The 12,376-nt window shown below is 51.9% G+C and carries 12 protein-coding genes; 7 read left to right on the top strand and 5 right to left on the bottom strand.

Annotation, left to right across the window (positions count from 1 at the left end):
- Positions 1-8 precede the first annotated feature (8 nt).
- From ACXX82_RS01890 to ACXX82_RS01915, 6 genes are all read left to right on the top strand, one after another.
- Positions 9-935: an ABC transporter permease gene (locus ACXX82_RS01890; RefSeq protein WP_458562281.1), complete on the top strand. Its 927-nt coding sequence runs from the start codon at positions 9-11 to the stop codon at positions 933-935.
- Between the two features lie 25 nt (positions 936-960).
- The gene (locus ACXX82_RS01895; protein WP_458562282.1) at positions 961-1,920 is read left to right on the top strand and encodes an ABC transporter ATP-binding protein; all 960 of its coding nucleotides are present in this window, start codon (positions 961-963) and stop codon (positions 1,918-1,920) included.
- 81 nt (positions 1,921-2,001) lie between these two features.
- Positions 2,002-2,967 carry an ABC transporter ATP-binding protein gene (locus ACXX82_RS01900; protein WP_322239503.1) on the top strand — a complete coding sequence of 322 codons (966 nt, stop codon included), beginning with the start codon at positions 2,002-2,004 and terminating at the stop codon, positions 2,965-2,967.
- A 48-nt stretch (positions 2,968-3,015) separates the two neighbouring features.
- Positions 3,016-4,626 (top strand): gamma-glutamyltransferase family protein, encoded by a 1,611-nt coding sequence (locus ACXX82_RS01905; RefSeq protein ID WP_458562283.1) that lies wholly within the window; start codon positions 3,016-3,018, stop codon positions 4,624-4,626.
- Positions 4,627-4,927: 301 nt separating this feature from the next.
- A complete protein-coding gene (locus ACXX82_RS01910; protein WP_458562284.1) occupies positions 4,928-5,131 on the top strand; it encodes a hypothetical protein in 204 nt (67 codons plus the stop codon).
- Positions 5,132-5,223: 92 nt separating this feature from the next.
- Positions 5,224-6,051, top strand: a complete 828-nt coding sequence (locus ACXX82_RS01915; RefSeq protein WP_458562285.1) for a GntR family transcriptional regulator — start codon at positions 5,224-5,226, stop codon at positions 6,049-6,051.
- Between the two features lie 42 nt (positions 6,052-6,093).
- Here ACXX82_RS01915 and ACXX82_RS01920 read toward each other — a convergent pair whose 3' ends face one another.
- Entirely contained in the window at positions 6,094-6,915 is an 822-nt protein-coding gene (locus ACXX82_RS01920; protein ID WP_458562286.1) for a M55 family metallopeptidase, read from the bottom strand.
- Positions 6,916-7,284: 369 nt separating this feature from the next.
- Between ACXX82_RS01920 and ACXX82_RS01925 the strand changes: the two genes are divergently transcribed.
- Complete coding sequence (locus ACXX82_RS01925) at positions 7,285-7,524, top strand: hypothetical protein (protein ID WP_458562287.1); 240 nt, start codon at positions 7,285-7,287, stop codon at positions 7,522-7,524.
- 66 nt (positions 7,525-7,590) lie between these two features.
- Here ACXX82_RS01925 and ACXX82_RS01930 read toward each other — a convergent pair whose 3' ends face one another.
- The 4 genes from ACXX82_RS01930 to gsiB all read right to left on the bottom strand — a co-directional run bounded on the left by ACXX82_RS01930 (position 7,591) and on the right by gsiB (position 12,351).
- The gene (locus ACXX82_RS01930) at positions 7,591-8,664 is read right to left on the bottom strand and encodes a DmpA family aminopeptidase (protein WP_458562288.1); all 1,074 of its coding nucleotides are present in this window, start codon (positions 8,662-8,664) and stop codon (positions 7,591-7,593) included.
- Complete coding sequence (gene gsiD, locus ACXX82_RS01935; RefSeq protein WP_322240723.1) at positions 8,664-9,548, bottom strand: glutathione ABC transporter permease GsiD; 885 nt, start codon at positions 9,546-9,548, stop codon at positions 8,664-8,666. Before gsiD ends, ACXX82_RS01930 begins: the two co-directional genes overlap by 1 nt.
- Positions 9,549-9,601: 53 nt before the next feature.
- On the bottom strand, positions 9,602-10,522 hold the full coding sequence (gsiC, locus tag ACXX82_RS01940) for a glutathione ABC transporter permease GsiC (RefSeq protein ID WP_458562289.1): 921 nt from the start codon (positions 10,520-10,522) through the stop codon (positions 9,602-9,604).
- Between the two features lie 260 nt (positions 10,523-10,782).
- Complete coding sequence (gsiB, locus tag ACXX82_RS01945; protein ID WP_322239518.1) at positions 10,783-12,351, bottom strand: glutathione ABC transporter substrate-binding protein GsiB; 1,569 nt, start codon at positions 12,349-12,351, stop codon at positions 10,783-10,785.
- Between the last annotated feature and the right edge of the window lie 25 nt (positions 12,352-12,376).

The raw sequence follows: 12,376 nt of genomic DNA on the forward strand, positions 1-12,376 counted from the left end.
GGATACGCATGAATCAATTGCATCAACCTCTTGCCCAAACCGGGCAAACCGGACAGACCCAACCAGCAAGTCCGGTCAATGCACTCCCGCAAGTAGTGCGCTTTGCCGCCTTGCGCCGCTTCGCAGCTAACCGTCTGGCTGTGATTGGCGCGGTAATTATCATGCTGCTGATTTTGATCGCCATATTTGCACCGTTGATGGCGACGCATGACCCCATTTTTGATCAGGACTACGGCAACATTTTGTCGTCCCCTAGCAGCGCACACTGGATGGGAACCGATGACTTAGGGCGCGATATCTTTTCACGCATGGTGTTCGGAGCCCGTATCTCCCTGCAAGCGGCGCTAATCGCTGTAGGACTGGCATTCTTTGTCGGCGTACCAATCGGCATTGCCAGCGGTTATTTTCGGGGATTTTTGGATGAATGGATCGTGATGCGGGTGGTCGATGCTTTGCAGGCATTCCCGTCATTGATTCTCGCGCTAGCCCTTGCCGCCGCGTTAGGCGGTGGTTTTTATAACGCGATGGTCGCTATTGGGATTGGCTTCGTCCCGGCCTTTATTCGACTAGCCCGTGGACAAGCCATGTCCATCCGCAATCTGGATTACGTCATGGCGGCGCGTTCGGTCGGTGCCACCGATCTGCGTATTATGCGACGCTACGTTTTGCCTAATGCGATGGCACCGCTGGTCATTCAAGCGACATTTGCGATGGGTTCGGCGATCATTGCCGAGGCTGGATTATCGTATCTGGGTATAGGCGCAAGACCGGAAGATCCAAGTTGGGGCTCAATGCTGCATATCGCGCAGGGTTACCTGAATACCAATCCGACATTGGCATTGTGGCCCGGCATAGCGATTTTTACCGTCGTGCTCGGATTCAATCTTCTCGGCGATGGCATTCGTGAAGTCTTTGATCCCAAATTAAGTCGCTAAATAAGTCGCTAAAGAAAGCTGATCCATGCTGGAAGTCAACAATCTCAAGGTCGAATTTAAAAGCCATGGCAAATCCGTCGCTCCGGTAGATGGCGTATCGTTCACCGTCGGCGACAACGAAACCGTCGGTTTACTTGGCGAATCCGGCTGCGGAAAAAGTGTCACTGCCCTTTCCGTATTGCGGCTATTTCCCATGGCGAGTAAGCCGATATTAAGTGGTGACGTGCGCTACGGTGGACGCGATTTGTTGGCGGCCAATGATGCCACGATGCGAAGCATTCGCGGCAAAGAGATCGCGATGATCTTTCAAGAGCCGATGACCTCACTCAATCCGCTCCATCGTATCGGCGCTCAGCTTGGTGAAATGCTACGCATGCATACCAAGTTAGACCGTCAACAGATAGATGCGCAGGTGATCGCCATGCTACAACGCGTCGGCTTGTCCCGCGCGACACTGTTGGTTGACGATTATCCCCATAGTCTCTCGGGCGGGATGCGCCAGCGTGTGATGATTGCCATGGCCCTTTTATGCAAGCCAGGACTATTGATTTGCGACGAACCGACTACGGCGCTGGACGTGACCATTCAAGCGCAAATCCTAGATCTGATGCGCGACCTTAAGCGGGAACAGGGAACGTCCATTTTAATGATTACGCATGATCTCGGCGTAGTGGCGGAAATGTGCGAACGGGTCGTGGTTATGTATGCCGGACAAGTGGTAGAACAAAGCACAGTGCGCGATCTGTTCGACGCGCCTGCCCACCCTTACACGCAAGCTTTAATGCGCGCACGCCCGGCGCTGGATAGCATTCCCGGCCAGCCGCTCATGGCAATCCCGGGATCGGTGCCACTGCCGGGATCAGTCGCAACGGGTTGTCGCTTCGCGGCACGTTGCCCCAAAGCAGACGACCGCTGCCGTGCGTTAATGCCAGCGCTACAACCAGTCAAATCCAATCACTTGGCGCGATGCTGGTATCCGGGCTGATCCCATCAAATCCTTGCCGAATTTGAAGCTGACTTTAAAGGCGAATTTAATGCCGAATTTAACGACTATGCCGACACTCACATGACTTCACCAACGTTACCGCTACTGCAAGTCTCTGGACTCAAAAAACATTTTCCATCAGGAACCCGCGGTTTGCCGCCGGTGAAGGCGGTCGATGACGTTTCGTTTGAGATCGCCGAAGGCAAGACGCTTGGATTGGTTGGGGAATCCGGTTGCGGCAAATCGACAACCGGACGCAGTGTATTGCGCCTGATTGAACCAACTGGCGGCGCGGTTCATTTTATGGGTCAGAATCTTGGTGGATTATCAGCGTCTAAATTGCGTGCCATGCGCCGCAATATGCAAATGGTGTTTCAAGACCCGTTTGCCTCGCTCAATCCACGCATGACAATCGGCGAAGTGCTGGAAGAGCCATTGATCGTGCATCAACTGTTTGACCGAGCAACCCGTAAACGTAAAGTCGCAAAAATACTGGACGTGGTAGGACTCAGCCAATCCTATGCTGGCCGTCACCCGCATGAGTTCTCGGGCGGACAGCGGCAGCGCGTAGGGATTGCCCGCGCCATCATCACGCGTCCCAAACTGGTGGTCGCTGACGAGGCGGTATCGGCATTGGATGTCTCCATTCAAGCCCAAATTCTCAACTTGCTGTTAGATTTGCAAAAAGAATTGGGACTCACCTATTTATTTATCTCCCACGATCTAGCCGTGATTCGCCACGTCAGCGATACCATCGGCGTCATGTATCTGGGGCGCATGGTTGAGTATGGAAATTGCGAGTCCGTTTATAAAGCACCGAAGCATCCCTATACGCAAGCGCTACTATCCGCGATTCCACGTGAACATCCCGATCAGATTCGCCAGCGCATCGTATTACAGGGCAGCATTCCCAGCCCGACCGCGCCACCGACCGGTTGCCATTTTCATCCCAGATGCGCATCTTGCATGGACATCTGCAAAACGCAGGCCCCGCCGCCAGTTCAAACCGCTCCCGGCGAATATGTGACTTGTCACCTTTATTCTTAGCCACCTTATTGTTAATATCCTTTATAGCTAATCGCCTAGAAAGAATGTATGCCATCCTTCAACACTAATCACTATCCCTACGCTTCCCGCCGAAGTGCAGTCTTCGCCAATCGCGGCATGGTGGCAACATCGCAACCCTTGGCTGCGCAAGCTGGTTTACAGGTTTTGCAAGCTGGTGGAAATGCCATTGATGCAGCCATCGCTGCGGCCGCCGCGCTGAGCGTGGTCGAGCCAACCGCTAACGGTATCGGAGGCGACGCCTTCGCCCTGATCTGGCACAAAGACAAGTTGCACGGACTCAACGCCAGCGGCGCGGCGCCGCAGGCCATTTCGCTCGAAGCCCTTAAAGCCGCGGGACATACCAGCATGCCAAAATACGGCGCATTGCCGGTGACTGTGCCGGGGACACCGGGCGCGTGGGCCACCATGGCAGAACGTTTTGGCAAGTTGCCGTTGACCCAGTCGATGGCTGGTGCGATCACTCTGGCGCAAGAAGGATTCCCCGTTTCGCCGATGATCGCCGTAGCTTGGGAAGCGGCGCATAAAGGCTTCACCATCAACCTGAAAGAAGCACACTTCAAGCCATGGTTCGACACCTTCGCCCCGCAAGGCCGTGCGCCCCGTGCTGGTGAAATCTGGCGTTCCGCAGGCCACGCCCAAACGCTACGCACTATCGCTGAAGATAACGCCGAAAGTTTCTATCGCGGTGCCTTGGCAGAAAAAATCGCCGCCTGTGTACGTGGTGCTGGCGGCTATCTGGATGTCGCCGATCTGGCCGCTTACAAACCGGAATGGGTCGATCCGATCAGTGCCAATTATCGTGGCTATGACGTATGGGAAATTCCGCCAAATGGTCATGGCTTGGTGGCGTTGCTGGCACTGAATATATTGAAGAGATTTGATTTCAGCGAGCGTGATGCGTTGCTGACCTATCATCGTCAGATCGAAGCGATCAAGTTGGCTTACGCTGACGGTCTGACACATATTGCTGATTCTGGTCACATGCGGGTGTCGGTTAAAGATTTGCTGTCCGATGGTTATGCCGACGAGCGTCGCAAACTGATCGGGCAACGCGCTAACTTGCCTGTGGCTGGTGAACCGCCGCGTGGCGGAACCGTCTATCTCAGTACCGCGGATAACGAGGGCAATATGGTGTCGTTCATTCAGAGTAATTACATGGGCTTCGGTTCTGGATTGGTCGTGCCGGGTACTGGGATCGCGCTGCATAATCGTGGTAACAACTTTACTTTGGACGCTTCTCATCCTAATTGCCTGGGGCCTGGCAAGCGGCCTTATCACACTATTATTCCTGGCTTTCTGACCAAGGATGGGCATGCGGTTGGGCCATTTGGTGTGATGGGAGGCTTTATGCAGCCGCAAGGACATGTGCAGATGGTGATGAATACGGTGGATTTTGGCTTGAATCCGCAGTCTTCACTTGATGCACCGCGTTGGGAATGGGAGACTGGTAACAAAGTTAGTATTGAGCATACTACTGTTGAACCGTTGTTTCGTGGTTTGAGTGGGTTAGGTCATGATGTTGCCTGGTCTGGTAATCAGCTTGGATTTGGTCGTGGGCAGATTATTTGGCGCGATGAGTTTGGTGTGCTTTGTGGTGGTACGGAGCCGCGTTCGGATGGGTGTGTGGCGGCTTGGTGACGTTGGTTTTTTTGACGTTTGAATGTTGATTTAAATTTTCTTTTAAGTAGTGTCGATTTGGTTAGGTTAGGTTAGGTTAGGTTAGGTGGTTGTTTAGGTTAGTTGGTTGTTGAGACGGTTGATGCTCCGTGGATGCTTGTCGGGGGTAGCCCGACAGCTAGTTACTTTTTCTTGCTTGGCTCGGCGCCCCCCGCCAAGAAAAAGTAACCAAAAAGAAGGCGACCGCAACGACGCCGCCCTGCGGGTTCCCAAGTATTTCAGCCGCCAGTCGGGTTGAAAGACCAACTCGCTACGCTCAAACATGTCTTCCAACAATTCCCGACTGACAGCTGAAATACTTGGCAGCGTCCATGACGGAGTACGTCAAGGTCAACTTCAAGAACAACCGCAACGTCAAAGGTGGCTGCGCCTGCAAGGTCAAACGCAACTGCAACTGCAACTGCAACTGCAACTGCAACTGCAACTGCAACTGTGGCTGCGCCTGCGCCTGCAACGGCCTTTATAGTTGATGTGATTTAGTTTTGTACTAACCTCATCTACAAGCTTTATATGAATACGCACTTTAGACTGATTTTCGATAACGACAAATAAATCATCATGAAGAAAATCTCAATCACCCGCGTTTTATCCGAGTTACCTGACTCGTCTGAATCGGTTCCAGCCATTACTGGTGGTGAGCCTGTTAAATCAGTTTCACTGCCTGAATATGTCTATGCAAAGTTACGCGAAGATGTTTTTGAGATGCGGCTGTTGCCGGGTGATCAAATCACGGAAACTGATATCGCAGCTCATTTCAAGGTATCCCGTACACCCGTGCGTGAGGCTTTGCAACGTTTGCAGGGTGACGGTCTTGTGCAAGGCTATGTGCGTGGCGGTTGGGAAGTTGTGCCGATCAATTTAAAACGTTTCGAAGATTTATACGAATTTCGTAAACTGATCGAAGTACACGCGGTCGGCCGCCTTTGCGCTGGATTAGCCGAAGGATTAGCCGATGGTGGCGCGGTCAATGGTGCCTTGATCGATAACCTCAAAGCGATCTGGTGTGTGCCGGTGAGCGAACGCTTGACTGATGGCGGCCAGGTCGCTGCTATGGACGAGGTATTCCATCAAACCTTGGTGCGTGCGAGTGGAAATCTGGAAATGGCAAGTGCTTTTGACCGCCTGACTGATCGCATCCGTATCGTACGGCGTTTAGATTTTGTCTACGGTGATTGCGTACAATCAACCTACGATGAACATGCGGCGATTTTGGCGCAAATCAGCGCGTACGCGGGTGGGGAAGCTATTCGACTGATAACGGAACACATTGAAGGTAGCCATGCCGAAGTGAATCAAATTACGTTGCATAGCCTTCACAGCGCACGTGCCGCGGCGTCAACCGAGCGAGTGCGTTATGCGGCGGTAAAGGTATTGCGCAATGCTTGATCAGGTATTTAACACCATTATTCTGACACCGTCATTTCGCGCTTAATTACGCAACATAAAAGACATCGCCGACAAGCTATTTAATATCCTGACAGCGTATTGCACAGAGGGTGCAGAGAAGCTCACATTAACACCATCAATCCTCTGCAATATCGGCAGTTGACAGAAACAATCTGCCAGCGCAGGACTCTGCGTTTGTAGCTTGCACGTGATCTGTGGCTGTAGAACGAACGGTGCGGCGTCTTTAATCGTGTGCATTGCGGCTTCGGCGCCTTCGGCTAGCAACGTAACAGCACGTTGTGGCGATATCGAGATGCCGCTGGTATTTCCTTGCGCCATTTTTACGCTGATCAGATTGGCTTGTGGAAATAGCAGTTTGGCCTCATCAACGAAGACATCGTCACCGCTGCCAAAAATCACCGGGACGCCGAACTCTCCGGCCAGTGCGCCGTAGATTCCAGCCTCTCCTAACTCCAGATCATTGAGCCAGACTCGGGCGAAGGCGAAGCTGTTGATGGTGTGCGCGAGGATACCGCTACTTTGTGAGCGGCCGTGATAGCCGACCATCATCACCGCGTCAACGCCGGTCTCGACGCCGCTCATCATTCCTAGCAGGCGGGGTTTGCCGAGAATTGCGCTGGCGGAGGGGTGCAATAGATCCGGTAGGAGGTTACGAAAACCGCCGTGTGAGTCATTGACGAGGACTTCTGTTGCTCCTCCGGCGAATGCGCCCTCGATTACTGCGTTGGCTTCTAGTGTCATTAGGCGTCGTGCACGTTCGTACTCGGGATTACCGGCGCGGGTTTGTTCGGGATGGAATACGCTGGCAATGCCCTCTATGTCTACCGAGATAAGTATTTTCATTGTGGTCATTCTTAATTAGGTCTTCTATTGCGATGGTTTGAGTCGTCTGTAGCTGAAACGGTTGCGGCTCCGCGGGTGCTTGTCAGGGATTAGCCCGGCGGGCTTCCTCGCCGAGAAAGTGCAACGATAAGGACACGGCTCTTTCGGGTTGTTGTATCAAATACAGTCGTCGTTAATTATTGCGGTTGCCGCTCCGTGGGTGCTAGTCGGGGGTAGCCCGACAGCTAGTTACTTTTTCTTGCTTAGCTCGGCGCCCCCCGCCAAGAAAAAGTAACCAAAAAGAAGGCGACCGCAACTGACGCTGCCCTTCGGATTCCCAAGCATTTCAGCCGCCAGCCGGGTTGAAAGACCAACTCGCTGCGCTCAAACATGTATTCCAACAATTCCCGACTGACAGCTGAAATACTTGGCAGCGTCCATGACGGGGTAGGTCAACTTCAACTTCAACTTCAACTTCAACTTCAACTTCAACTTCAACTTCAACTTCAACTTCAACGGCAACGGCAACTTCAGCTTCAAGAACAACCGCAACTTCAAAAGTGGCTGCGCCTGCAAGGTCAAGAGCAACGTCAACTGTGGCTGCGCCTGCAACTGCAACTGCCTAAATAGTTGATGTGATTTAGTTTTGTACCAATCTCATCTACAAGCTTTATAGGTTAATACGTCTTAATTGAATTAATTACGTTTAGTAGCATCGTCACCAGACGCCGCCACATCCCGCAACGATCTGCGCAGATGACCGTCCCGCCCTTCCACTGTTTCAGCTGCAAACAAGGCATTAACTATCGCTTGTTCAGTGCTCTCAGCCACGGCCTGAAACAACGGATCAAGCACGCTATCGTGCAGCGTTGTCCATTGTTGTGTCGCGTAATCGGGACGGTATGAAACCGTCTGCGCGGTCGAGAACGCTAGCGCTAGGTCGCCGCTGCCGTGTCCGTAGTTGGAGCCGGCGCGACCAAGACCGATACCGCAGCGCGTGGCTAGACGTCTTAACTGACGTGCATCCAGCGGTGCATCGGTTGCGATAATCATGATAATTGAACCCATTTCCGGCGCGTCGTTTAGAGGCAACCAAGGATGGGCCAAATTGAGTTGATGCAGTTGTTCGCCGATGTTGATGCCGGCCAGTGTCAACTCAGGGAGTTTGCCGAAGTTCGCCAATACTAATGCGCCGACACAATATTGTTGACCATTAGCGCCGCCAATGTTGGCGTAGCGCGATGCAGAGCCGATGCCGCCTTTCAAGTCAAAGCAGGACATGCCACGGCCTGCACCCACGGAACCTTGTAAAAATATCGGTTCTGCGGCGTTCAATGCATGCTGGTAATGCTCGGTAGTGACCGCCATCGCCTGAATATCGTTGAGGTAGCCATCATTACATTCAAATACCAACGGATTGAGAGTGGGATCAGCGCGCCCGATTTCGGGATTCGTTTTGATCGCTGAGATGATCTGTGCGGTGGCGACCGTGCCTACCGACAGCGTATTGGTCAACGCAATCGGCGTCTCCAGCACGCCTAGTTCCTGCAACTGTACCAAGCCGATACTTTTGCCAAAACCATTGAATACCACGGCTGCGGCAGGCACTTTGTCGCGGAACGGGTCACCGTCGTGGGGGCGGATGACTGTCACGCCGGTCTGTATCGCACCTTGCATCAAAGTGACGTGACCAACAGTGACGCCAGCCACATCGCTGATCGCATTGTTGGGGCCGGCAGCGAGCGAGCCGATGATAGGAATGGATAGCATCAGCGACGATCGATCTTAGGGTCCAAAGCATCCCGCAGACCATCTCCTAGCAGATTAAATGCTAGCACCGTAAAGAAAATTGCCAGACTCGGAAAGATCGCAATATGTGGCGCTGTCATCATGTCGGCACGTGCCTCATTGAGCATCGCGCCCCACTCCGGCATCGGCGGCTGTGCGCCCATGCCCAGGAAAGACAGACTCGCTGCGGTAATAATCGAGGTACCGATACGCATCGTGAAATATACCACCACAGCCGACACCGTACCGGGAAAAATATGCCGCAAGATAATCGTGCGATCATTCGCGCCAATACTGCGCACCGCCTCAATAAAAGTCAGATGCTTCAATACCAGCGTATTGCCGCGTACCAGGCGGGCAAAGGTGGGAATGCTGAAAATAGCCACCGCAAAGATGACGTTCGACATACCGCTACCCAAGATCGCAACGATACCGATGGCCAGCAAAATGCCGGGGAAAGCGAACAATACGTCGCAGATACGCATAATGATGCGATCGGCCCAGCCTTCATAATAGCCCGCGATCAGACCGAAAAATGTACCCACGATTGCGCCCACCGCCACCGATGAAAATCCTGCGGCAAGAGAAATCCGCGTACCCATCAATATACGGCTAAAAATATCGCGGCCCAGAGAGTCGACACCGAACCAGTGCGCCAGCGATGGACCGGCATTTAGTGCATCATAATCAAAATAGTTTTCTGCGTCATAGGGCACCAAATACGGTGCTGCTATTGCCAACACGATCAAAAACAATACGAAGCAACCGGCTGCGACGGCCAGATGTTGCTTCTTGAACTTGCGCCAGAACTCACTCCATGGTGTCCGAATAGAAGTGGGAAGCGGGGCTAAGACAGCAGCCACAATAGCGGCACTGCGGACGGATGGAAGATCGCTGGTTGGGTTCGACACGGCCGGCCTCACTTGTAACGGATGCTCGGATTGATGACGGCATACAACACGTCAACGATCAGATTAATAAAGATGAATTCGAGCGAGAACAATAGAATCTCCGCCTGAATAACCGGATAGTCACGCATATCAACCGCGTCAATCAGCAGCCGCCCCATGCCCGGCCAGTTAAAGACCATTTCCACCACGATAGAACCGCCCAGCAAAAAGCCGAATTGCAGGCCCATCATCGTCACGACCGGAATCAGCGAATTGCGCAAACAATGTTTAAGAACGACAACAGTTTCAGAAAGTCCCTTGGCTCGTGCGGTTCTCACAAAATCTTCTTGCAGAATCTCTACAAAAGATGCACGGGTAAAACGCGCCATCACCGCAGCGACTGCCGCGCCAAGGGTTAGCGACGGCAAGATATAGTGACGCCAACTATCTGCACCAATCGTCGGCAACCAGCCAAGCTTGACCGAAAACAGTTCCATCAACAGCATGCCAAGTGCAAACGCCGGGAATGAAATCCCAGACACTGCCAATGTCATGCCTAGTCGATCAGGCCATTTATTGCGCCATACCGCAGAGACGATGCCAATGAACAAACCAAAGAATACCGCCCACACCATGCTGGTCACCGTCAGCAAGAACGTAGGCCAAAACCGCTCCGCAATCTCCTGACTCACCGCACGCTTGGTACGTAGCGAATGTCCGAAGTCACCCCGCAAGGCATTGCCGAAATAATTCAAAAATTGCTGATGAATCGGCTTATCCAGACCAAGATCGTGACGAATCATCTGCACCGTCTGGAGATCCGCTTCGGGTCCCGCAACCAGACGCGCAGGATCGCCCGGTAACAAATGGACGAACATAAACACCATGACCGCAACAATCAGCAAGGTCGGTATCAGGCCCATCAGGCGTTTTAATACATAAGGAAACATGGCACGTTCTGGTAAATGGTGAATCTGCAATTTCTACAGAGCCAGCCGGGATGAGTGATGTTGCATGATGTTGCGTTATTTTTTTGCACTATCTGGCGAGCGGTCTTGCAGCCGCAATATGGCATTAGCGGCATTAGCAACTTTTACGGCATTACTCCAAGTCTGCGACCACCCCATCGCCTTTTCCTGCTGGTACAACTTTATTTGATGGGAGTGAATGATGTGTTTTTATTTCATTCATTCCCATCAGCAAGTGACGACTATTTCAATTCTATTTCGTCGAAATTGAACGATCCATCAGGCATCACAAACATACCGCTCAGATTTTTGCTTCGTGCGTACAGCAATTTTTCAGTCACGAGGAAAGCCCAAGGTGCATCCTTCCAGATTTCAGTCTGCGCATCTTTGTAAAGAGCAGTTTTTTGCGCACGGTCAGTGGTAGTGAGCGCATTGGCGATATCAGCATCCACCTTGACGCTCTTGTAATAGGCGGTATTGAACAACTTAGGTGGGAACGATTCCGACGCTAATAATGGACGCAAGCCCCAATCCGCCTCGCCAGTAGACGACGACCAACCTGTGTAATACATCCGTACCGGCGCCGTGGCGGGATTCGGTGAACTTTCCACCTTCTCCACACGTTGTCCGGCTTCCAGTGCCATGACCTTCACTTTGATACCAACCTGCGCCAACTGCTGCTGAACAAACTGAATGATTTTCTGCGCTGTTGTGTGGTTATAGGCTGACCACAACTCCGTTTCGAAACCGTTCGGATATCCCGCTTCAGAAAGTAATTGCTTGGCTTTTTTAATGTCGTAAGGCCAAGGACCGGTTTTCAAGGCGTAATCGACGCCTTGTGGCAACACGCCATCTTGCGGCACGGCATAGCCATTAAAGGCAACTTTTACCAGGGCTTGTTTATTGATCGCGTAATTGATCGCTTCGCGTACTTTTGGGTTATCAAACGGCTTTTGTTGCGTGTTCATCGAAATGTAACGTTGCACAATCGATGGCGAAGAAATCAAATCCAAATTGGTCTTGCTCTTCAGCAAATCAGCTTGTTCATAAGGCAGTGGAAACGCAAACTGTGCCTCGCCGGTTTGCATAATCGCGCTGCGGGTATTGTTATCGATGACCGGCTTCCAGGTAATGCTATCAATCTTCGGATAACCTTTTTTCCAATAGCCGTCAAACTTGGTCACTTTCAAATAATCGGTTTGCTTCCATTCCACAAATTTGAAAGGGCCAGTACCGACCGGATGGAAAGCAATTTCCTTGTTACCGTATTGCTTCAAAGCAGTCGGTGAAATCATCGCGGCAGAAGAATGTGCCAGCGTATTGATAAATGGCGAGAAAGGTTCTTTCAACGTGATCTTGGCTTCGTAGTCATTGACAACATCGACCTTAACAATCCGATTGAACAGATTAAACCGTTTAAGTTTATTATCCGGATTGATCACCCGTTCGAGCGACATTTTGACCGCATCTGCCTTGAAATCAGTACCGTCCTGAAACTTCACATTTTTGCGCAGGCGGATGGTGTACACCAAACCGTCTTTGCTAACGTCATAACCTTCTGCCAGCACATTCACCAATTTCAAATCTTTATCAAAGCCAAACAAACCTTGATAAAACGACTTAATCACTGCTTGTGACAACGTATCATTACTATCATATGGGTCCATCGTAGTGAACGTCGACGCGACTGCCAGCGTGACATCTTTGGCGGCAAAAGCCTGCCCCGCTGCAAGTTGTGCTGCCAGTGCGACTGCGGTGCTGACTAGCACTTTGCCGATCGGTTTTCCATAAAAATGTCGCGCTGAAAGCATGTTATTTCCCCTGGTTCAGATTTAA

This window comes from Glaciimonas sp. GNP009 (assembly GCF_054343755.1).

What these genes read in the sequence shown, in the direction of transcription:
- ACXX82_RS01905 (WP_458562283.1), top strand. Translation starts at nt 3,016, where the DNA reads ATGCCATCCTTCAACACTAATCACTATCCCTACGCTTCCCGCCGAAGT.
- ACXX82_RS01895 (WP_458562282.1), top strand. Translation starts at nt 961, where the DNA reads ATGCTGGAAGTCAACAATCTCAAGGTCGAATTTAAAAGCCATGGCAAA.
- ACXX82_RS01930 (WP_458562288.1), bottom strand. Translation starts at nt 8,664, where the DNA reads ATGCTATCCATTCCTATCATCGGCTCGCTCGCTGCCGGCCCCAACAAT.
- ACXX82_RS01920 (WP_458562286.1), bottom strand. Translation starts at nt 6,915, where the DNA reads ATGAAAATACTTATCTCGGTAGACATAGAGGGCATTGCCAGCGTATTC.
- ACXX82_RS01900 (WP_322239503.1), top strand. Translation starts at nt 2,002, where the DNA reads ATGACTTCACCAACGTTACCGCTACTGCAAGTCTCTGGACTCAAAAAA.
- ACXX82_RS01890 (WP_458562281.1), top strand. Translation starts at nt 9, where the DNA reads ATGAATCAATTGCATCAACCTCTTGCCCAAACCGGGCAAACCGGACAG.
- gsiB (WP_322239518.1), bottom strand. Translation starts at nt 12,351, where the DNA reads ATGCTTTCAGCGCGACATTTTTATGGAAAACCGATCGGCAAAGTGCTA.
- ACXX82_RS01910 (WP_458562284.1), top strand. Translation starts at nt 4,928, where the DNA reads ATGTCTTCCAACAATTCCCGACTGACAGCTGAAATACTTGGCAGCGTC.
- ACXX82_RS01915 (WP_458562285.1), top strand. Translation starts at nt 5,224, where the DNA reads ATGAAGAAAATCTCAATCACCCGCGTTTTATCCGAGTTACCTGACTCG.
- gsiC (WP_458562289.1), bottom strand. Translation starts at nt 10,522, where the DNA reads ATGTTTCCTTATGTATTAAAACGCCTGATGGGCCTGATACCGACCTTG.
- ACXX82_RS01925 (WP_458562287.1), top strand. Translation starts at nt 7,285, where the DNA reads ATGTATTCCAACAATTCCCGACTGACAGCTGAAATACTTGGCAGCGTC.